Source organism: Pediococcus sp. AC40 (assembly GCF_030252485.1).
Classification (GTDB): domain Bacteria; phylum Bacillota; class Bacilli; order Lactobacillales; family Lactobacillaceae; genus Pediococcus; species Pediococcus acidilactici.
The window spans coordinates 607,992-628,101 of the sequence record NZ_CP127012.1 but is presented as its reverse complement, the minus strand read 5'-3'; the positions used below and the strand labels follow the sequence as shown (position 1 = coordinate 628,101).

18 protein-coding genes, 1 other RNA gene and 2 pseudogenes are annotated in these 20,110 nt (G+C 37.9%); 12 read left to right on the top strand and 9 right to left on the bottom strand.

The genetic code is table 11. The features are described from left to right. Window positions 1–168: 168 nt before the first annotated feature. Together NL111_RS02985 and NL111_RS02980 are read right to left on the bottom strand one after the other, a co-directional pair. Window positions 169–954 carry a TMEM175 family protein gene (locus NL111_RS02985; RefSeq protein ID WP_004166616.1) on the bottom strand — a complete coding sequence of 262 codons (786 nt, stop codon included), beginning with the start codon at window positions 952–954 and terminating at the stop codon, window positions 169–171. 24 nt (window positions 955–978) lie between these two features. Next, on the bottom strand, window positions 979–1,791 hold the full coding sequence (locus NL111_RS02980; RefSeq protein ID WP_285110437.1) for a LicD family protein: 813 nt from the start codon (window positions 1,789–1,791) through the stop codon (window positions 979–981). A gap of 123 nt (window positions 1,792–1,914) precedes the next feature. Here NL111_RS02980 and NL111_RS02975 point away from each other — a divergent pair, with 123 nt between their 5' ends. Beyond that, window positions 1,915–2,061, top strand: a complete 147-nt coding sequence (locus NL111_RS02975) for a hypothetical protein (protein WP_002831223.1) — start codon at window positions 1,915–1,917, stop codon at window positions 2,059–2,061. Window positions 2,062–2,100: 39 nt separating this feature from the next. Then, window positions 2,101–2,469, top strand: a transfer-messenger RNA (tmRNA) gene (ssrA, locus tag NL111_RS02970). Window positions 2,470–2,683: 214 nt separating this feature from the next. Here the strand turns inward: ssrA and NL111_RS02965 are convergent. After that, window positions 2,684–3,838, bottom strand: coding sequence for a site-specific integrase (locus tag NL111_RS02965; protein WP_036671415.1), 1,155 nt, complete (start codon window positions 3,836–3,838; stop codon window positions 2,684–2,686). 383 nt (window positions 3,839–4,221) lie between these two features. Between NL111_RS02965 and NL111_RS02960 the strand changes: the two genes are divergently transcribed. The 5 genes from NL111_RS02960 to NL111_RS02940 all read left to right on the top strand — a co-directional run bounded on the left by NL111_RS02960 (window position 4,222) and on the right by NL111_RS02940 (window position 9,481). Then, window positions 4,222–4,452, top strand: coding sequence for an excisionase family DNA-binding protein (locus NL111_RS02960; RefSeq protein ID WP_004166620.1), 231 nt, complete (start codon window positions 4,222–4,224; stop codon window positions 4,450–4,452). Window positions 4,453–4,533: 81 nt separating this feature from the next. After that, on the top strand, window positions 4,534–4,986 hold the full coding sequence (locus tag NL111_RS02955) for a hypothetical protein (RefSeq protein WP_285110436.1): 453 nt from the start codon (window positions 4,534–4,536) through the stop codon (window positions 4,984–4,986). A 100-nt stretch (window positions 4,987–5,086) separates the two neighbouring features. Continuing rightward, window positions 5,087–5,452, top strand: coding sequence for a hypothetical protein (locus tag NL111_RS02950; protein WP_004166622.1), 366 nt, complete (start codon window positions 5,087–5,089; stop codon window positions 5,450–5,452). A 438-nt stretch (window positions 5,453–5,890) separates the two neighbouring features. After that, entirely contained in the window at window positions 5,891–7,456 is a 1,566-nt protein-coding gene (locus tag NL111_RS02945; protein WP_004166623.1) for an AAA family ATPase, read from the top strand. Between the two features lie 849 nt (window positions 7,457–8,305). Next, entirely contained in the window at window positions 8,306–9,481 is a 1,176-nt protein-coding gene (locus tag NL111_RS02940) for an IS256 family transposase (RefSeq protein ID WP_004166624.1), read from the top strand. 103 nt (window positions 9,482–9,584) lie between these two features. On the opposite strand, the gene NL111_RS02935 is transcribed toward NL111_RS02940, so the two are convergent. Next, window positions 9,585–10,085 carry an AlwI family type II restriction endonuclease gene (locus tag NL111_RS02935; protein WP_285110584.1) on the bottom strand — a complete coding sequence of 167 codons (501 nt, stop codon included), beginning with the start codon at window positions 10,083–10,085 and terminating at the stop codon, window positions 9,585–9,587. Between the two features lie 38 nt (window positions 10,086–10,123). On the opposite strand from NL111_RS02935, the pseudogene NL111_RS02930 reads away from it, so the two are divergent. After that, window positions 10,124–10,519: pseudogene (locus NL111_RS02930) on the top strand (recombinase family protein); the annotation flags it as partial. A gap of 74 nt (window positions 10,520–10,593) precedes the next feature. Here the strand turns inward: NL111_RS02930 and NL111_RS02925 are convergent. Beyond that, on the bottom strand, window positions 10,594–11,544 hold the full coding sequence (locus NL111_RS02925) for a magnesium transporter CorA family protein (RefSeq protein ID WP_285110435.1): 951 nt from the start codon (window positions 11,542–11,544) through the stop codon (window positions 10,594–10,596). A 598-nt stretch (window positions 11,545–12,142) separates the two neighbouring features. On the opposite strand from NL111_RS02925, the gene NL111_RS02920 reads away from it, so the two are divergent. The 3 genes from NL111_RS02920 to NL111_RS02910 all read left to right on the top strand — a co-directional run bounded on the left by NL111_RS02920 (window position 12,143) and on the right by NL111_RS02910 (window position 14,408). After that, window positions 12,143–12,376, top strand: a complete 234-nt coding sequence (locus NL111_RS02920) for a hypothetical protein (protein ID WP_285110434.1) — start codon at window positions 12,143–12,145, stop codon at window positions 12,374–12,376. Next, the gene (locus NL111_RS02915) at window positions 12,349–12,921 is read left to right on the top strand and encodes an MFS transporter (protein WP_226884968.1); all 573 of its coding nucleotides are present in this window, start codon (window positions 12,349–12,351) and stop codon (window positions 12,919–12,921) included. Before NL111_RS02920 ends, NL111_RS02915 begins: the two co-directional genes overlap by 28 nt. 152 nt (window positions 12,922–13,073) lie before the next feature. Beyond that, window positions 13,074–14,408 carry a dihydrolipoyl dehydrogenase family protein gene (locus NL111_RS02910; protein WP_285110433.1) on the top strand — a complete coding sequence of 445 codons (1,335 nt, stop codon included), beginning with the start codon at window positions 13,074–13,076 and terminating at the stop codon, window positions 14,406–14,408. Window positions 14,409–14,450: 42 nt separating this feature from the next. Here the strand turns inward: NL111_RS02910 and NL111_RS02905 are convergent, their stop codons facing one another. The 4 genes and pseudogenes from NL111_RS02905 to NL111_RS02890 form a co-directional block, all read right to left on the bottom strand. After that, window positions 14,451–15,101, bottom strand: a complete 651-nt coding sequence (locus tag NL111_RS02905) for a dihydrodipicolinate synthase family protein (RefSeq protein WP_080600964.1) — start codon at window positions 15,099–15,101, stop codon at window positions 14,451–14,453. 193 nt (window positions 15,102–15,294) lie between these two features. After that, window positions 15,295–16,164: a replication initiator protein A gene (locus NL111_RS02900; protein ID WP_004166630.1), complete on the bottom strand. Its 870-nt coding sequence runs from the start codon at window positions 16,162–16,164 to the stop codon at window positions 15,295–15,297. 54 nt (window positions 16,165–16,218) lie between these two features. Next, the gene (locus NL111_RS02895) at window positions 16,219–17,067 is read right to left on the bottom strand and encodes an IS3 family transposase (protein WP_004166631.1); all 849 of its coding nucleotides are present in this window, start codon (window positions 17,065–17,067) and stop codon (window positions 16,219–16,221) included. 67 nt (window positions 17,068–17,134) lie between these two features. Beyond that, a pseudogene (locus NL111_RS02890) lies at window positions 17,135–18,062 on the bottom strand (IS30 family transposase). Window positions 18,063–18,283: 221 nt separating this feature from the next. Here NL111_RS02890 and NL111_RS02885 point away from each other — a divergent pair. Then, window positions 18,284–19,948, top strand: coding sequence for a glycosyltransferase family 8 protein (locus NL111_RS02885; RefSeq protein WP_128474541.1), 1,665 nt, complete (start codon window positions 18,284–18,286; stop codon window positions 19,946–19,948). Window positions 19,949–20,110: the final 162 nt, after the last annotated feature.

Genomic DNA, 20,110 nt, shown 5'->3' with positions numbered 1-20,110 from the left:
TTTATAAAGCTAAGTTCACCATCCTAGTTGGACAGCTCTTATGCAATCTCCACGATCGACAGCTCATAAATCAAGGCACAAAAAATGGGTAACCAAAACTTGGTAAACGTCCTTGTTTTGGTTACCCAGTGAAAATTAAAATTTAACAGACTTTTAGTTATTTCCATATTACTCGCGCTGATGGCGATTTCGTTTGGCTAAGTCAGGATAGCTTTGAAACAGCTTGCGTAACTCGGCTTGAAGTTCGGGATCGTTGCGTTTGCGACCGTGTCCCCGATATTTCTTCATGATTTCGCGTTGTTTCTTCCTTAAATCATGCAAATCAACGTTATTCGCACTCAAGAACTGATCCTGTTCGGCTTCCGGAAGTTCCGTAACGTCTTGGAAGTCCGTGTAATCATGCCGGGTGACCACAAACGAAAAGACCGGAATTGCCAAGTAGATAACTACGGCCCACTTCGGATAGAAATAGGCTAACACTAAAATTAGCACGCTCGCGAAGCCAAGAAAGTTGTTGTGGTTATCATAAATCTTATGGAAAATTTGTCTCATTTCGTGGTGGCTAGTGTACTTTTGTTTGATAACTTCATAACTGAGCCACATAAACAGGATGCTGACGATCATGGTCAACACCCCGTACGCCATTACGGTAGTCCGATTAGTGTCATAAATAATGACTTTGGTAAAAATTGGCGTCAAGCTTAAGAACGCCAAAAAGGTAAACTCCTTAACGAAAACGCGATCGTTCATGGTGTCACTGTCCTTGAACAACATGGCGTGTTGGTACCAAATGTTGGCTACGAAACAAAAACTAATAAAGAAAATGCCAATGCTTTTCCCGAATTGTAAATATTCACTTAACGCATCGTGTTGCGGTAACGGCAGCTCCAACACCATGATAGTAATGATAATGGCGATTACCGCATCACTAAACGCATCCATTCGTTCCTTCATTTTTTTCAATTGCTCTTTTCATCCCTATTCCACATGCTTGCCATCGATGATCACAACGTCGATGTGCTTTGCCACGCGATTTTTTTCTGGAGGCAGCTCCATGTAGTCTCCGTACATGCGAGTTAAAATTTTATCGTAATGCTTGGGAATGGCAACCTCAAGATTTTCAAACTTATGCTTGGTTAACTCGGTGAGCTCCCGCTGGCTCAGAACCTCTTTATCGTAGGCATATTGGGAAGCATAATTCTTATAATGGTGAAACGGCTCGTGATTATACAACCGCATGATGTTTTCCCGCCGTTCCTTTAGCTTTGCGACACTCATGAAGAGGTCCAAGCTTTTGTCCTTAGGATCCTTACGAAACGGCGTCTTAATGACGTTGTACCCAAGCCGCAGTAAGATTGCCGTATCCGCAATTTTGAACCGGTTATAAACCGCTTGGCGAATTTCGGGTTGACGAGGAACCTTATCAAACGGGAAAATGTCGATAAAGATTCCCTTCCGCGCGTCGTTGACGTTGTTTTTTTCTTCAATATAAGTATTGGTATCTAAAATTTTCATATAACTAAACGCAAAATTAGGATCCGTATCCGCAGTTTGCATAAAGTAATGGTTATGTTGGAACTCAATCGGCGCCACGGTTGCAAATTTATCATAATTTTCCCGGGTCATTCCCAAGTCGACATCGTCGTCCCACGGAATAAATCCATCGTGTCGAATTGCACCCAATAACGTGCCGCCAATTAGCATATATTTAATATCATATTTATCGCAAATGTTCGTAACCACTTGTAACATCTGCAACTGCACCCGATGCAGTTCTTCAATTTGGCTCATGGCGTCCCTTCCTTTCATCTTCTAGAATAATTGTTACATTTAAGGATTGGTTAAGCAATAGGCAAAGAAGTTTGATTTTTTTGGGGAATGTAATATGATAATGGCAGATGGGAGGGAGTTTTTATGAAACCAACACAAAACAATCTTTTAGGTTATCTATTGAAGAATTTACAGAATTCAGAATTAGTTGAACGCCTTTTACGCAACTTGCAGGGCCAACAATTGGCTTACCGCCCCATTCCGATTGAAAATGACAAGAAACGTCGGTAAAATAGAACGTATGTTATAATATTTATGTAACATGATTTCGGGGTCGTTATGGATTCGACAGGTATGGGTCGAACTGTAACTGCATTTCGTAGGTTACGTCTACGTAAAAACGTTCAGTTTAATTATAACTGCAAAAAATAATAACAATTCTTACGCTTTAGCTGCCTAAACAGTAGCTTAGCGTGATCCGCCTAGTCTCGTCCACGGGCTAGTAACGGGTCTCAAAAAGAGTGGACTTGCGCTTAAGGATTGGCCTGGATGCTTAAGAAGAGGATTTACAGACTAGCGTTTTAATGAGGCCCTGACATACGGCAGCTTAATTCGTGAATTTAAATAGTATGGATATGAATGTAGAGGTTACAGTGGCGACATGCTTGGACGCGGGTTCGACTCCCGCCGACTCCATTTTTGCTATTCCTTCCCGTTGTATACAGCGTTAAAACGTTGATATGACGGGATTTTTTTGTACTTCTAAATATTCATGTTTTGCTTAAAATTGCACAGAATTGACCTAAAACTTAGCCAAAAGCTTAGCCAATTTTTTTGGTACTTATTCCTATTATGGCAAGGTTTAAAGCACTTATTTTTTACAAAAAATTCTATAAAGCTTAGCCAATTTTAGTTATTTGGCCTCAACGTAATTTTCAAACCTCTGCAAAGCTGCTACATTCTGTTGTTCTGTCGTATGAGTGTACACGTCGAGCGTAACGCTACTGTCTGCTCTTGAGTGTCCCAATCTCTGTTGAGTCTCCTTAAGACCTACTCCAGACTGATACAGTAGTGAGGCGTGTGTGTGCCTAAACCCGTGAATTGAGATGTGTTTGAGTCCCGTGGCTTTAATAGCTTTATTAAGCCATTTGGTGGGGGTATTCATGGAGCGAAAATGATTTCTATTGCTAGCAAATACTAACTGATCAACATTGTTAGTATTGAAGCCCATCCCCAGAAAAGTCTCGCGTTGAACACCCTTCCATTGCCTGAGGTATCGCATGGTACTGTCATCCAAGTCGATTGTACGGCGTCCAGCCCTACTCTTCGGAGGTTGTACGATTAGCTTCCCACCTAATCCCTGCGTTAGGGTCTTATTGACCCGCAACGTATTGTCCTCAAAGTTGATATCCTTCCACGTTAGCGCTAGTAATTCCCCTTTTCTGATACCAGAATAAGCCAACACCCTGAACATCGTGAATTGTTCTACGTCTCTTTCGGGAGTCACGTAATCGAAAAAGGTATTCAGTTCGTCTCTGGTCCAGAAGTTTTCTAACTTTTCGCCTGCCTGTTCCTGTACTCGTGGCATTGTTACTAGCGTGCAAGGATTCCGCCCCACGTACTCAGCCCTAAGCGCGTAATCAAAAATCATCGAAGCGTAATTCAGCCATTTCTTATAGGATTTTGCTTCCAGAAACCACTTATTAACAACCCTCTGGCACACGTTGGGTGTGACTTGATCAATAAGCATATCCCCAAAAGCTGGTAGAACATGGACGCGAATAATACGTTGAGTCTTCTCTAGCGTTGACTCACGTACGGTCAAACGGTACTGTTCCATCCACTCCGCGCAAACATCCCTGAAAAAGCGTCTCTCATCCTCCTGTAGTCCTCTTTTTTCGATTTCCAATTCTAATCTACTCAATACGATGGAGGCTTCTTTCCTCGTCTTAAAGCCACGTCTCCTAGTGGTCTTTTGGCGCCCGGTTAGAGAGTCAACTCCCGCGTACACCTGAAATTCATATCTAATTTTTCCTGTTTTTGTTGTATATTTTTTAATTTTTGCCATTTTTATTTTCGCTCCTGTGTTGCTTGCGAGGCTCACATTTTTTGAAAATATTGGGATGACCTCCCGTGTTGCAGAGTCAGACCTGCAACAGCTACATGTTACATTTAAATCTTTGTTTAGGCAACTCAAAAAATAAATTTAAGAGATTTCACAATTTGTTTGTGAGATTTCTTTTTTTTATACATATTATCTGCAGAGGCATAGAAATGTATCTGATTGATCTTTTTTGTATTTTCTTGGCATTTTCTCGTTTTTTTATACATATTAGTAGTGTAAAGGTATTTTTTAATATTTTTTACTTGAAACTCTTTTCACACCCTATATAAGGCACATCATACATAGTCACGTAATAGTGGCTTAAAAATTAATTGGAGGATATCAATATGGAATTAACCCAAGTAACTGAAAATAAGGAATTAATGGAACAACTATCAATTATGTTTAACCCAGCTCCTCGCTACATGAACAAGAAAGAGGCGTGCAAATATATGGGAATATGCTACAGAACTTTCCAGAAGGCTATTGCCGAAGGATTGCCCGCCGTGCAGATTGGAGGTGTTCTACGCTTTGACCGTTTAGCCATCGATGAATACCTGAAGAATAAAATCATTTAATTAATAAAAAATACGCTTGCGAGGCTTATTTAAGAATAAAAATTATTTAACTAAGTATAAAAAATTTAAGGAGTAAATATTATGAGAGACGCACTTAAGCAAATAGGAAATAAAGAACGCGGAACATATGTGGGAGTTGTTAGCAGACTGGGTTATAAGACTGGATACAACGGGCATGGCAAGCCTACCTTTTTGATAATAAATTTAACGGATATTAATGGAAATCTAGTAGCTGATCATCTGTGGATTAATTACACTAAACAATTTCAAAGTTTGGGTATTTTGGCTACAGGTGATGAAGTTCAATTCAATGCTAGGGTGTCTAGTTATCTCAAGGGTTATCAAGGGAATGACTCCACCATAAGAAAAAAACATCCTATTCAATATGACTATAAATTAGAATATCCTTCTAAAGTTAGATTACTAACCAAAAGAAAGCCTCAATCAGTACCAGAAACCAATTGGGAATTCCTCCAATATATATTAGAGGAAAATAAAGACTTCTATCTTAAAAGGGCTAAAAATAGCCAATAAAATGAATATTTTATACCAAATAAACACCCTACAAACGTTGATATGACGGCATTTTTGGATTTTAAAGCTATCAAAATGCTAAGTAATTGGAGGAATTACTATGAATAACGAACGAGAACACTTCACGGGGACAGTCATAGGTTTTAATATATACACAAATGATAACGACACTAAGCAAAGACCTGTAATCTATATCAGAAATGTAAGTGGTTCTAAACATCATTTTGATTTTGCACATCTAACTTACACTAAGGATATGCGGGATAACATCGGAATGTTAAAAAAATATGATTGGATAGAGTTTGATGCCCGTATTAAGCAAGTTAATCACACCATCCCCCTAAAGCCAGAGTTGTTAAACCCGACTAAGGCAGGACTTTTGAGACCTTCACGTAGTTGTAAACCTATCTCAGAAGGCAAAACATTTAACATGATTAATAACTATTTAAAATATCGTACGGCATAGACATAATAATTAGATAGCTTCAGGAGTTATTCATATGCGGGCTTTGCATGTGGATAACATAACTAATAGTAGTTATATATTAGAGTCGTGAATCACTACAGTATTAATTAATGATAATGATGTAGTTCCAAATTAGGATTACATGTTAATTATTCTAGTAATTATTAAGTTAGCTACTAGTTGTCTTGGACTTTTCATTTTGAAACCCACAAAATGAAAAGATTGTTCAAATTCCATTCTGGAATTGTGCCCAATGACTATAAATCCTTGACGGTAAAATAGTCAATCACTTTATATATAAGAAACGACTAAATTACCGTGAAGCAATTATATATATTTAGTATAGATAAATTGACTTAAATTAATTAAAAAATGGTACAGGTCTTATATAAGGTATCTAGCAAATTTTAACGAAAAAAACAAAATAGAGGTGTGTGTATGAGCAATGGAACCGTGAAGATGTTCTTATGCGTAGGCAACGCAGGAACTGGAAAAACAACGGCAATAAATGATGTACTAAGAAATATTGATGATAATGATGTATTTCTGACTACACCTAACAAAACAGCCAGTAGCAGATTGCAAGGTAGTATTAAACGTGTAAATAAGTTATTAAAGGTAAGGGTTAACTTTGGTAGTTATAGCACTAATAAAGCAAGTAATATAATTATTGATGAATTTGGGAAGATGGCGAGCATTACCTTTGAATCCTTACTAATGCATGTTAATAACCAAAAAGAATCAGGACAAGATGTAAATATTTATTGCTATGGAGATAGCCACCAGCAACCAGCCATTAAAAAATCAGGTGCTTTAGATGCACTTTGGATGCAAAATGAATATAATAAACAAATATTTGATGATAATGATGACAAGAATTTTAATGGTCTAATGAAACAACTATATAAGAATATAAAAGACGGTACATTTCTTGATGTAGTTGATGACTGGAAAATTTATATTGATAGCATTCAGGTTAGAGTATTGAGAAAAAACTATAGAATGGATGCCGTTACTAGTTGGAATGCTAAAGATTTTAATGAAGAATTTTATCAGGAATTAAGAAGTGAACATTCATTTAACCATAATTATCAAATGCACCTAAAGCAATGTTTTAATGATGGGTGGATGATAATAAGCCCTGATTACAACAGAATCAGAGAAGCCAACGATAAGTTAGAAGATGGAAATATAATTCCAATTGAAGACTTTCCCTTTGTCTCACCAAAAAAGAAAGATTCTGAAATCTATCTCAATCCCTTTAATAAATATTTAGAAAGATTGAAAAATACTATCCCAGATATTCCAACTATTGATAAAGAATCAGTTGATCCTGACTATTGGAATTTCATGTGTGGAAGTGTAACAGATAACATACAAGGTATGGAATTTGATAAAGTATGCTTCTATATGGGAAACCGACCAATTCCCCCTCAAAGTCATGATTTTTATACAATTAATAACCTTCATACTGGATTAACCAGAGGCAAGAAAGATTGGATGTATATAGGAAAATTAAGTTGTTTTGACCAATTATTAAGTACGCCTCGTAGAGATGCATGGGAACAATTAGAATTAGATAATAATAATAGAGCACTGGAAGAAGTTGTGAAGAATGCAACAAAAGAATATTTTGGAGACCCTAACATTAATCCATATAGTGACTATAAGGAAATTATGAATAAGTGGAATATTAAAAAAGGTGTTTGGAGTGAATCAACTTTTGCAATTGAATTGAAGAAGAAAATTAAAAAAGATAAATTAGATATTCCACTGTATTTGGATTGGGCTACGAATATTACTAATAAATCTAAACAAGTTGGTAACTCTTTAGGCGGTAAAAATAAGACTGGTAAAGGTAAGAACCAAAGTATATACAATAATTTATCAAATGAATTAAAGCAACAATTACCGAAAGATAGAAGCGATAGAACTATTACAAGCAAGGATTTTTCAAAAAAGTATGGAATGACAAAAGAGCAATCCAGAAAATTAAATAATTAATTGCTAATGGTGGCAGATTTTTAACCACCATACATACAGCCTAATTCGGTAAATTGCCGAGTCAGGTTTTTGCCACTTTTGGCAGAATAATATATTTAACCGTGGAAAATATTTTTAACAAGAAAAGTCGATGTGGTACCTTGTGTATATATTTGAGGTGGCGAGGCATTAACAGAATTTTCATCTTTTTTTCTAAATCACCCCCCGCCCTATTAAATAGGCATTTCCATCGATATTAATTTTTAAAAAATCATATTTCTATGTTTTAGTTTGCCTCAATCTTCCTACACCTATCCAACTATATAAATATTCATTATTGTGTATAAACATTCAATATATGCATAAAAAGTCCTAGCGATCAGCTAGAGCCACATATATTTTTTATTTCGTTTTTTATTTTAATTTTGAGATTGCAAAAGTCTTGACCTTCCACCACAAGCGAGCAACTAGGCACAAGCATAAACGCATCATCTATATACATATCATGTATATCAGCAACACAACATACCAACTATAAGGTGAGCACATAAGTAACTAGGTATAGACACCAAGGCAAACCACAAGCAATGACGGAGCCACCAGCGACAGCATAGGACAGACAGCCGAGCCACTCAAGAACACTAAGACTATAGACCACAAGTACATGACACAAGATACACACGTACGACACCACACACAAGCATAGACACATATATAGTAACCACTCATACAGTAGCCATATAAGACACATAGGAGAGCGTAAAATATCTTGTGTAAATGCATAAAAGATTTCTGAATTGCATAGAAATAGGGAATGCCTTCCTTTATGATATTTAGTAACCACAGAAAACATCACAGGAGGCATTCCCCATGAATGAACTTACCACAGAAATTATCGCTGCACTAGCCCAAAAGCAAGATTTGGACGAAGTTTTTCGTCACCACCTCGAAATTGCGATTAACCAGCTGCTTCAAACCGAATTGGCAGAGTTTTTGGGTTACGAACGCTACTCATACGCTGGGATTAACACTGGTAATAACCGCAACGGCAGTTATGAGCGCTCGTTTGATACGAAGTACGGCCAACTTAACTTAACCATTCCTCGAGATCGCAATGGCCGGTTTGAAAATCATACCTTGCCAGCCTACGGTCGGCACAGTGATAATTTAGAAACAACGGTCATTCAGTTGTATACCAAGGGAATTACCACTGCTGAAATTGCCGAACTCATTGAGAAAATGTACGGTGCTCACTACTCCAAAGCCACGGTTTCCAACATGACTAAAGCCGTCAATGAACAGGTTCAAGCTTTCCAGCAACGTCGACTGGCTTCAGAATATGCGGCCATCTTCTTAGATGCCACTTACTTGCCGTTAAAGCGGGATACCGTTCAAAAAGAAGCCGTTCATATTGCGATTGGCATTCGTCCAGATGGTACGAAAGAAGTGCTGAACTACCAAGTGGCGCCAACGGAATCGACTGGAATCTGGACTGAACTGCTGGGAACCTTGATCAAGCAGGGCGTTAAAGATGTGCTGTTGTTTGTGGCCGATGGGTTAGTTGGTTTGGATGAAGGCTTGAATCGGCATTTCCCTAAAGCCAAACGACAACGTTGCCTGGTTCATGTTGGGCGGAATCTGATGAACAAAGTTCGCGTAAAAGACCGCAAGGCCGTGATCAGTGACCTTAAACAAGTTCATCGGGCCGCCAACCGTGAAGCAGCCGAACTGAAACTGAATGAGTTCGCCAACAACTGGCATCAGACCTATCCCAAATTAATCAAAGATCTGCTTAAAATGCCGAATTTACTTACTTTCATGGACTTTCCACCAGCTATCCGGCAATCACTATACTCCGCTAACCTGATTGAGAACTTTAATAAGCATCTCAAGCGCACCACCCACCACAAAGAACAATTTCCAACGGAAGATTCACTGGATCGCTTCCTGGTTTCTCAGTTTAATGTTTATAACGAGAAGTCTCTGAAGCGGATCCACCGAGGGTTCAAAGGACTCCAGGACCCCTTGGAAGCATCATTTATTTAAGTTAGATACATATTACATGTACGAAGGCATTTCATTTACACAAGATTCTTGACGCTACCAGTATAGTCCCTAGTCTGATAATATTTGTTGTATTTTTCTGTATTTAGTTATTCGATGATATCGAGGCTAATATGTCAGCCTTCCAATCAGCGTCGAAATCAGTTTCGATTATTGGTTTATATGAAGTATCTACGGCATCCCAAATAACCTTTTCGTTTACACCTTTATCATGTAACCATTTAATCAACGTATCAATTGTCAGAGGATATATGGTTGCACGAACAGAGCGATGTTGGACAGCGTTTTCCTCTAAATCGGTTGCAGCCACAGAACGCCAAATATTTTCGGTGTTCTTATCAACAGCGTCAGTGATGAAATATGTTTGAACCGGAACAGTGCGACTAGCAGAAAGATTGACGGTATGCCTAAGTACTGGTTCCCACTCCCCACGTTTAATGGCATTCTTATCCATCAGTGTTACTTCAAGAAATAAAGTACGATCCTTGTATTCTATGGTAATGTCACCAGAATTTTCATCTTGCTTCTTCTTTTGTCCTCCTGCTTGTGCCACAGGTAATCCTTCTGAATCCAGCGTAAGGTTCATTGACTCTCGCAAACTATACTTCTCCTCTGAAATGTAATACCAGGCAACCGCAATTTGAAAGACTGGTCCATCTGATTGAACCCAATGACACATTGATCGTCATAAAGTTAGATCGTTTTGCTCGTAATACTAGAGAAGCATTGAACTTAATTGATGACTTATTGAAAGAAAAAATAATGATTAAGGTTTTAAATTTAGGAACGATAGATAACACCCCAATTGAGCGTATGATTGTCAGAACCTTGCTATCGGTCGCGGAGATGGAGCGTGATATGATTATCGAGCGTATGCAAGCCGGTAAAATATTTGCAAGGCAACACAATCCCAACTATAAGGAGGGTATACCCAAAAGAAAAGAAGATAGCCGGAATATGGCTATCTTTGAATATTCTAACTCTCATACTGTGAAGGAAGCCGCTGAAGCTATTAAATTATTGAAAGGAATCAGCCTTTTAAAAAGTCAACAAAGCAATTCTGCTTTAAATCATATTAGGGTATCACAAATACTTTACAAATATTTTTTGCGTCGCAACCAAAGCCAGCAAATTAGGCTTAGTATAACAGAGATAATCAGCACAGCAAAAACACCATAAGAAGATTTTTCAAACGGGACATGGACATTGATTCCCCAAAAGCCAAAAATAATCGCTGGAATAGTCAAAACGATTGATATCTCTGTTAGAGTTTTCATAATCATGTTAAGCTGATACGAAATCATATTGGTTATCATATCTTCCAAATCATCCAAATATTGGCTGTAACCTAAAATAATTCTATCCATTGTGTCGCTTGTATCGTATATCTCATCAATTATTTTTTTGGTGGTAAAATCAATATCATTAATAGTTGTGAAATTTTTGTTAATGAAACCCAGCGCTTTGTGATTAGCGCCATAGGTTGTTGACAAAGCTATCATGTGTTTTTGAAGAGTCAATAAATCACCAAACGTTGGTCTGAGTGGACCGGACGTTGATATTTCTGATTCTAAATCATCAATTTTTCCCTTGACTCCACGAAGGTCGTTAAGCATCACATGGAAATCTTTTTGCATGATCTTTAAAAGTACTTCCTCCATGAAATTATTGACATCACGTAAAACCATATTGGATAAGAGTTCGGGAATGAATTTTAATTTTTGTTTTGTAAAAATTATCAACTTATTTTTAAATACCAAGAAAACAATAGATGTCATCAGATTATGTAGATGCCCACCTTCATGTACCTCGGGAAACAAAAAACTTACGAGCAAACTTTTTTCATCGTTCCGATCTATCATCGTGTCATATGCAACTTGATCATCAAACGTTAGTATATTGCCTATTTTAAGGTCATATTTATGTTCAAAAGATTCGATATATTCTCGTTCGTCACCATAAACATAAACAACGGAAGAATTTTTGATATTTGATTCTGACGAAACTAATAATGTATCTTTTGTTAAAGAATAATTTTTCAGCATTGTAATCCTCCTGCTTTATATTTTTCTCAAAAATAAATGCGTAATTGTTGTGAAATAAATACGTTATCAGTTTTAAAAACATTTTGTCTTATGTATGATAACCTGCCAAAAATTTTATCTCACACATTATCTAGACAATCTTGTCTCCAACTTCTAATGTATTATCTAATTTATAATTATAGACCCTAATTTAAGGAATGTTTTGGTAACCACCTAGGATCATAGTTAACTCATAGCAAAACTCCTGGTATTTTACTTAGAAGTCAATAAATTAATTGGACTGCTTTATGGTGGTAAGTTATGACGTATTTTAACACCTTTAATTATAAGGCACAAAAAAAGCGACACAATTGTTAAGTTATGACGCAGTTTATATATTCATTTAGCGGACATTAACCCATTTATTAATAAAAACTGGACTTAGAATGCGTTTCTCAAACGTCAAAACATGAAAAAACGCCTATTTCTAGGCGCTTTTTACGATTATTGTTGTAAAGTTTGTTGAGCTTTTTTAGCTCTTGGCTTTTTCAAATCTGGATTATCCTTTGCACCTGAAGATGGAAAGGGGACTGCTTCTTCTGCTTATGGTGGTCTAGGCATGGCTTTAGGTAATAACGGATTTAACGTTATCGGTGCTTTGTTCCTTAGCCAGGTTCGACTAGGATTTATAGTCTTTGGTATATTCACATTTGCTGGCGTATTAATTGCAACTTTGATTGTCCATGAGCCTTCTAATTTAGATGAAACCTCAACTAAAAAGAAAGAAAAGTTTTCTTTAAAAAATGTAAAGTTAATTTTTCCTTCTTGGCAAATTGGCGCGACTACTACCTAGCTCTTATAGGAAAAATGTTTCAGGGAGTTGGAAACTTTGCAATTACAGGATACATTTTATATATAATGACCGACTTTCTTCATCGTGGTAATCAAACTCAATCTTCTATCCAACTTGTTAACATGATTATGCTTATTTTTGGCATTTTGATGGGATTAGTCACTGGGCCACTATCTAATAAATTTAAAATACTGAAATTATCAGTAGGTCTCTCAACTATCTTATTAGCAATTGCAGGTCTCTCCCTGTTCTTCTTAAGAAATAATACTGGTATTATTCTTTACGCCTTAGCTGCCGGTTTAGGAATGGGCTTATGGAACGCACTTGATAATTTATTAAACTTAAAAGTTATCCCCGATCAAAATCGTGTTGCATTTTTCTTAGGTGTTTACAACTTAGGTAATACAATTACACAAGCTATCGCACCCGTTTTAGCCGCTGCCGTCATAAGTCTTTTTGGTTATTCTGGAATTTTTATTGTTTCATTTATTTTTTCCTTGATTGGTGGTATTTCAATGCTATCGATTAAATCATTAAAACGTTAGTAAGATATTTTTTAGCAATCCTTATTTAAAGTTAAGGATTGCTTTTTGTTCTCTTCAGTTGCAATCGCTTGCAACTCGCACCTATCCTCTGCTATGCTCGTGCCAACAATGGTAATTGTTTATTCACCTAAATTTAGGATGGAGGTAATTAAATGACTGAAAGTTATCAATTTGATGTTTTGTACTTAGGCGCGGGGCATGGTGCCTTCGACGGGGCGGTTCCACTAGCTAATAGTGGTAAAAAAGTCGCCATTATCGAAGCGGACAAAATCGGGGGAACTTGTCCAAACCGTGGATGCAACGCGAAAATTACGCTGGACAACCCGGTTCAACTTTTACGCCACCAAGAACGCCTTGATGGCATTGTAAATGGTGACTTAAAGCTGGATTGGACTGCCAATGTAGAACATGAACACGAAGTCATCGACGGCTTGCCGGACATGATTACTGGTTTACTCGACTCTGTTGACATCGAAATTATTCACGGTCGTGGAAAATTTGTTGATGCTCACACCATCGAAGTGGATCAACAGCGCTACACCGCTGACAAAATCGTGATTGCAACGGGGCTACGTCCCCACCATCTAGATGTTATGGGCTCAGAACTTACGCATGACAGTACCGATTTTATGAACCTCAAACAGCTTCCTGAAAATATCGTAATTATTGGCGCGGGCTATATCGGCATGGAATTTGCCACGATTGCCAATGCTGCCGGCGCGAACGTCACTGTACTTTTACGCCATAATCGGGCGTTGCGCAAATTTAATCAAGATTACGTAAAACAAGTCATTGCCGACCTCGAAAAACGAGGGGTGAAGTTCATTTACAACGCTCAGGTGGATCGTTTTGAGGAAGACGGTTCTCATTTTACCGTGTCTTATAACGATCACGAAACCCTCACCACCGACTGGATTTTGGATGCTACCGGACGAATTCCTAACATCGAAAACATCGGATTAGACGAAGTAGGCGTTAGTTACAATGCTAACGGGATCGAAGTTAACGATCATCTTCAAACTAACATTGATAACATCTATGCTTCTGGTGATGTGCTTGATAAAGAACAGCCTAAGCTCACCCCGACTGCGATCTTTGAATCTAGTTATTTAACCCAACTTTTCACAGGAAAGACTACTGACGCAATCAACTATCCGCCCATCCCAACCACTGTCTTTACCTCACCACAAATCGCACAGGTTGGTATGAGCGTCGAAGAAGCTCAGCAAAATCCTGATTACACCATTAAAACTAATCATCTTCCTGACGGATGGTTCCGCCAAGTTGATAAGGAAACAATTGGTGATAACACCTTGATTTACGATCAAGACCATCATCTTGTAGGAGCAGCTGAAGTTAGTGAACATGCTGCCGATGCAATTAACGTTTTATTACCAGCAATTGAGTTTCAATATACAGCTGAACAACTAGGCCGCATCGTACCTCTCTTCCCTACTTTGGGAGCGGACGTCTGGTCACAGATTTAAAAAAACGCTGAGCCTCTTTTAAGGAGACTCGGCGTTTTTTTATTATTTAGTAAATTCAGCAATTGCATCATCAATATGTTGCCGTACTACCTCAACATGATCCATTTCATCATCTTCTACATGTGGTAAAGGATTACGTGCTCGTCCTACACTTACCCCACGTTTAGCTAAGATTAACTTCATCACATCATATAAATTACCTTTAAATGATGTCAATTCTGAAATTAAATCATTAATTTTAAGTTGAATTTGAAGAGCTTTTTCAAGGTCATCCTCACGAACGCACCGATCCGCTTCCATTAACAATTCTGGATAAACACCATAAGTTCCACCTATACCTGCATCGGCCCCCATTACGCGTCCACCTACAAATTGTTCATCTGGCCCATTGAAAACAATATTATCTTTACCAGCACGTAATTTCCACATATTGATATCCATTACTGGCATGGATGAATTCTTAACCCCAATAACTTGTTCTTTTGCCATCATACGTTTAAATAAGTTTTCTGATAGTGCATAACCGGTTGTTTGCGGAATATTATATATAATGAAATCTAAATTAGTTACTTCCATCATGCTTGTCCAATATGCTTCAATTGCGTGTTCAGGTAATCCAAAGTAAATTGGTGGGATTGCAGCAAGGGCATCCACTCCAATACTTTCAGCATGCTTTGCTAACTCGCTTTGAATCTCATTTCATGTTTTACGTTCTTATCCCTTTCTATATTTTATATTGGTGCTATTAAAAAGCCAATTAAGGCGTTTATTTTTGTGTTTCAGCCATTTTTATAGATTAAACGGATAATTAGTCGTTTTAACTATAAAATTGCTTATATGGCATTTTATAGCTTTTAACGACTATTTACATTTTTTGCATTTCTAATTAATTCAGATACTCCGTCCCTAAGTCCATTGATAAATTATTCTTCGCTATCTGGTTTGTTGAGTGTTCAAACTTGTATTCACGTTGTAGTTTAGAACTACCGTAATTTTCAAACATATTTTTCATAGTGATATATAAATAGTTCTCGTAATTTTTAGTCTGTTTATCGTCGCTTCGCAAAGCATTAAAATACCGACGCAAGGTTTGTGTGATCTTGGTTTGTAATTCTGGTTCATGATCTAAGATAAAAAATAGATGATGATCTTTGTGTAAATCTTGGACATCTCGTCTAGCATTTAGAATAATCCCAATAGTTTTTTTAATGATTTTAGGATTATTATTTGCCCATAGACTAATTAGTCGTATTGTTTCTGGTTCAAATGGAATAGGGTTATTATCTTCTTCTGTCAAAAATTCTTTTGCATGTTGTACTAGGTCTTGATTTTGTTTTTCAATTTGAGCATTTGAAAAATTAGCAGTGGAAAAATCTAGCTGTGCAGTCTCTTTATAGTATCTATTAGTATCTAAGTTATTATATTCTTCTTGATTAACTGCAGAATTTTCAGTTCCGCTTGTACCAAGGGTTTCAGCGTTTTCTTGTCGGACTGCAGAATTTGCAGTTCCGCTCATATCAAGGGTTTCAGCCGTTTTATTAGAAAAATCAGGCATTTTATAAACATCGGTTGCTGTAAGATGGAGTTGTCCTAAATAAAGCCGATTAGGCAAATTCTTTTTTTGCTTTGGATCAAACCCCACACTTTCTTGTCGTAACAATCCAAATTCTTCTAATTGCTTTTTAATAGAAATTACTTTGTGTTCTGAACAATTAAGTAATTCTTTTAGTTCTAAATTGGTAAATGTAAAAAACACTTTATTATTTTCAGGTACTGTACCCTGTCAAGTTTGCACTTTAAATAATAAAAATTAGTTGGCCTTGCCAAAGCGATATTCTGCTGCGGTAAGGTCATTTCTTTTCGCTGAGATAAATTTCTCGGTAAAATATGTAATGCCTTCTTTGACTTGTTGTTTTAGTTCTACCAACGTTTGAGCTTTAGGAAGATGAGCTATCCAAATTGCTTTGAAATCAGCCCACCAGTGCTCGATTACCGCATTATCTGCCGGTGTTCCCGGAGCTGAGTAGCTATGCTGTGCATTGTTAATCACTAAATACTGGTTGAATGCTTTTGAGGTATATGCTGCTCCACGGTCAGTATGGATAAGCGGAGCTAATGCTCCTTCATTTACTCGTGCCCTTTCAAATGCTTTAATAGCCCCTTCCGCGGTTTCAGTAGGTGTAATTAACCAACTTACTGGATACTGGCCATATAGATCTAATACCACATGCAGTCGAACCTTATTAAGCCGTACTCCATATGTTATTTCTGTGGTATCCGTAACCCAAACTTGATTAGCTGCAGTCTGATTGAATTGTCGCTTGAGGATGTTTTCAGCTTCATAAGCTTGCTGAGTCTGGATACGCTTGCGAGTCGGCTGACGATAGTCAGCCTTGATTCCATGTTCCTTCATTATTCGAATGATACGTTTCTTATTCACATTGTAAGAAATTTGTTGGCTCAAATTGATTAACCTAGTCATCTTGTCATAGCCAACACTTTGCTTATGCTCATTCTCTAACTGCTTAATTAATTGAAAAATCTCTGACTCTTCGATTTCGCGCTTACTTGGCTTATGTTTGAGCCATTTATAGTAAGCCTGCCTTGTTATTCCAGCTGCTTTGGTTAATTCACTAACTGAGTAGCCTTCGGCTATCATTTCCTGAATCGCTTGATATCGTCCGGTCGTTTCACCTCCCGATTTTGTATTTCGGTAGATTGCAAATTTAATTCGAATTTTTGGACAAATTTGTCAGCATAACCTGATACAGTGTTTGCCAGTCGAGTATTTTAAGCGGTCGCTGGTTAATTTGGAGTAACGTCATCGTTAAATCTTGAGCACTAATGTGCTCAAAACGAGTCCCTTTAGGATAAAAATAACGTAAATTCCGATTAAAGCGTTCATTACTACCACGTTCAGCTGGAGTATAAGCATGGCAGTAATAGGTCTTAATACCGTATTGTGATTCAAGTGATACTAGCCCACTAAACTCAGTGCCACGGTCCACAGTAAAGCTGTGCACCGGACCATTAAAAGTGGTTAGGAACTTAGTTAGTGCTTCATTAACAGTCGCTGTCGTCCGATCTTTTAACCGGTATGCCCAAAGGAACCGTGATTTTCGATCGATTAAAGTTAATAAAACTGCCTTACTATGCCCACGAGGACCAACGACTGTATCTAGTTCAAAATCGCCGATGCGCTTACGTTGATTAATCATCATGGCGCTGTTCAATTGATCGCCCCAAAGATTGATTATATTTGGATCGTTGGTCAACGTTACGCCGTTGGCGCACGCCATGTTCAGGCAAATCATTTAAAGAAAACTCAATTTTCCCTTGATTTAACCAATTATAAATTGATTTAGTCGCTAGTTTAAATTCGTGAGCTATCATTTCTGGTGACCAACTTAGCCGTAAATGGTTTAAAATTATTTGCCTTAATTTGTCATTCAATTTAGTCTTTCGGCCACATCGTGACCGCTTGTATTCGGCATCTGTTTGGGCCACTTCGGCCTGGTAAGGTTCACATCGAGCTAATTCATAAGAAATTGTGGCAGGTGATCGTTTTAGGCGATCGCTCATTTGGATATTGGACAGGCTTAGTTCACAAAGGGTTTCGATTTTAATTCGTTCGGAATAGGTTATACTAGACAAAAGATCAGCTCCTAAAAGATGGGTTTGTGGCAAACACCATTTTAAAGGAAGCTGATCTTTTTTGTCCGAACAGCGTTCGGATTAATTTTACAATCTACTATTATACAGACGGAGAATAGCGTTTGCAAATATTTTGATTTCCTTATCAAAACTATTGCATATTACTTTACTTAATTTTGAATAAATTTATATAATGGGCATATAAATCAAAAAAGGGGTGGATGAATTTGAAAAAAATTAATATCTTATTGGCAGCGGACCGTAATTATGCTGACCCACTATGCATTACCATTAAAACTGCTTTAGAAACCTTAAATTCAGCAACCCGGGCCCATTTCATTGTTTTAACCAACAACCTTGGTGACCAAACCCGGGCACTGTTAGACAAATTGATGCATAATTTTCATACCATTGAGTATTTAAATCTTGACGACGAACGTTTTGATTTTTGCCCAACGAACCAACACATCAATAAAACCGCATATTTTCGAATCATCGCCCCTAAGCTACTAGCTTCACGGCAGATTGATCGACTAATTTACTTAGACGTTGACGTTTTGATTCGAAAGGACCTAACCGAACTTGCCGAAAGTAATTTAAATGGTAATACCGTGGGTGCGGTTATTGATACGGGACAGGCTTTTGCATTGCATCGCCTAGGTGTCGATCCCGTGGTTGCCGCAAGTAATCTATATTTCAATTCCGGAATCATGGTGATCGATGTTGCCCGGTGGAACGCCCATCGAATCACAGAAAAAACTTTGGCATTTATTAGAAATCATGCCGACCGAATTATTTTCCACGACCAAGACGCGCTTAACGCCGTGTTAGCTGGGGAAGTTCAATTTCTTCATCCAAAATGGAATTTACAAAACTCGATTATTTTCAGAAAACATCGGCCAATCAACCAGGGGTACGCTGAACTAATCGACGAAGCCATTAAGGAACCTAGCATTGTTCATTTCACTACTCATGAAAAACCGTGGAAGGACCTCACTGTCCATCCTTATTTAGATGAGTATCACGAAGAACTTGGTGAATTGGAAATGCATCGTGGAGTGATTAACGTTATCTCAGCGGCAAACTCGGCCTTTATTCAACCGCTTGCCACATCTTATATTTCGATTTTAGAAAATGATCCAGAACACCAATACAATTTCTTCTTGTTACCCGATCACCTGACTGATCGCGACATGATGTTATTGGGAAGCATCATTGCCCGGTATGACAACGCGACGATTAAAATTGTAGAAGTTAACGAAGAATTACTAGCTAACGCGGTAGAAAGCGACCGAATCGTCAAAACGGCCTACTACCGCATCCTAGCTCCCGCATTGTTGCCATCCATCAACCGGGCAATCTACCTCGACTGCGACATCATTGCCAACACAAGTTTGCATGAATTATGGCAAACCAACTTAGAGGGCAACGTAATTGCTGCCGTAGAGGATGCTGGATTCCACGACCGGTTGGAAAAAATGGGAATCACTAAGGAAAATGAAAAGTACTTTAATTCGGGAATGATGTTAATTGACCTTGTCCGTTGGCGGGCGAAGTCAATCACCCAAAAAGTGTTAGATTACATCAACCAAAACCCCGAAAAATTACGTTTCCACGATCAGGACGCGTTGAACGCCATCCTTTACAACGATTGGCTACACTTGCATCCCCAATGGAACGCCCAGTCCAACATTGTAATGGAAACCATTTTTCCACCGCGGACCGAATTGTTGGAACCTTACGCAGAAACACGTGAAGATCCTAAGTTAATTCATTTCTGCGGACACGTAAAGCCTTGGCACGAGGATTGTGAAAATCCTTACGCCGAGGTGTACCTGAAGTATCACGAAATGGTTAGCAACCAAGGTGTGAAGGTTCGCGGATAAGCTCAGTCAGGTTGGTTACCAACTTAACCACTAGCTTTTTCAAAACTTATTTTATTGCTAACCATTTAAAGTACCTTAAAAGTGGTAATCCTCCTAATCCGATTATCCACTAAAAAATAGGGGCTAGAGATTAAAAATCTCTGGTCCCTATTTGGTGCGTTA

Coding starts and splice junctions, on each gene's coding strand:
- NL111_RS02950 (WP_004166622.1), top strand. CDS start 5,087: ATGAATAACGAACGAGAACACTTCACGGGGACAGTCATAGGTTTTAAT.
- NL111_RS02980 (WP_285110437.1), bottom strand. CDS start 1,791: ATGAGCCAAATTGAAGAACTGCATCGGGTGCAGTTGCAGATGTTACAA.
- NL111_RS02945 (WP_004166623.1), top strand. CDS start 5,891: ATGAGCAATGGAACCGTGAAGATGTTCTTATGCGTAGGCAACGCAGGA.
- NL111_RS02925 (WP_285110435.1), bottom strand. CDS start 11,544: ATGCTGAAAAATTATTCTTTAACAAAAGATACATTATTAGTTTCGTCA.
- NL111_RS02895 (WP_004166631.1), bottom strand. CDS start 17,067: ATGATAGCCGAAGGCTACTCAGTTAGTGAATTAACCAAAGCAGCTGGA.
- NL111_RS02985 (WP_004166616.1), bottom strand. CDS start 954: ATGAAGGAACGAATGGATGCGTTTAGTGATGCGGTAATCGCCATTATC.
- NL111_RS02910 (WP_285110433.1), top strand. CDS start 13,074: ATGACTGAAAGTTATCAATTTGATGTTTTGTACTTAGGCGCGGGGCAT.
- NL111_RS02940 (WP_004166624.1), top strand. CDS start 8,306: ATGAATGAACTTACCACAGAAATTATCGCTGCACTAGCCCAAAAGCAA.
- NL111_RS02960 (WP_004166620.1), top strand. CDS start 4,222: ATGGAATTAACCCAAGTAACTGAAAATAAGGAATTAATGGAACAACTA.
- NL111_RS02920 (WP_285110434.1), top strand. CDS start 12,143: ATGGCTTTAGGTAATAACGGATTTAACGTTATCGGTGCTTTGTTCCTT.
- NL111_RS02965 (WP_036671415.1), bottom strand. CDS start 3,838: ATGGCAAAAATTAAAAAATATACAACAAAAACAGGAAAAATTAGATAT.
- NL111_RS02975 (WP_002831223.1), top strand. CDS start 1,915: ATGAAACCAACACAAAACAATCTTTTAGGTTATCTATTGAAGAATTTA.
- NL111_RS02885 (WP_128474541.1), top strand. CDS start 18,284: ATGAATTTGAAAAAAATTAATATCTTATTGGCAGCGGACCGTAATTAT.
- NL111_RS02955 (WP_285110436.1), top strand. CDS start 4,534: ATGAGAGACGCACTTAAGCAAATAGGAAATAAAGAACGCGGAACATAT.
- NL111_RS02935 (WP_285110584.1), bottom strand. CDS start 10,085: ATGAACCTTACGCTGGATTCAGAAGGATTACCTGTGGCACAAGCAGGA.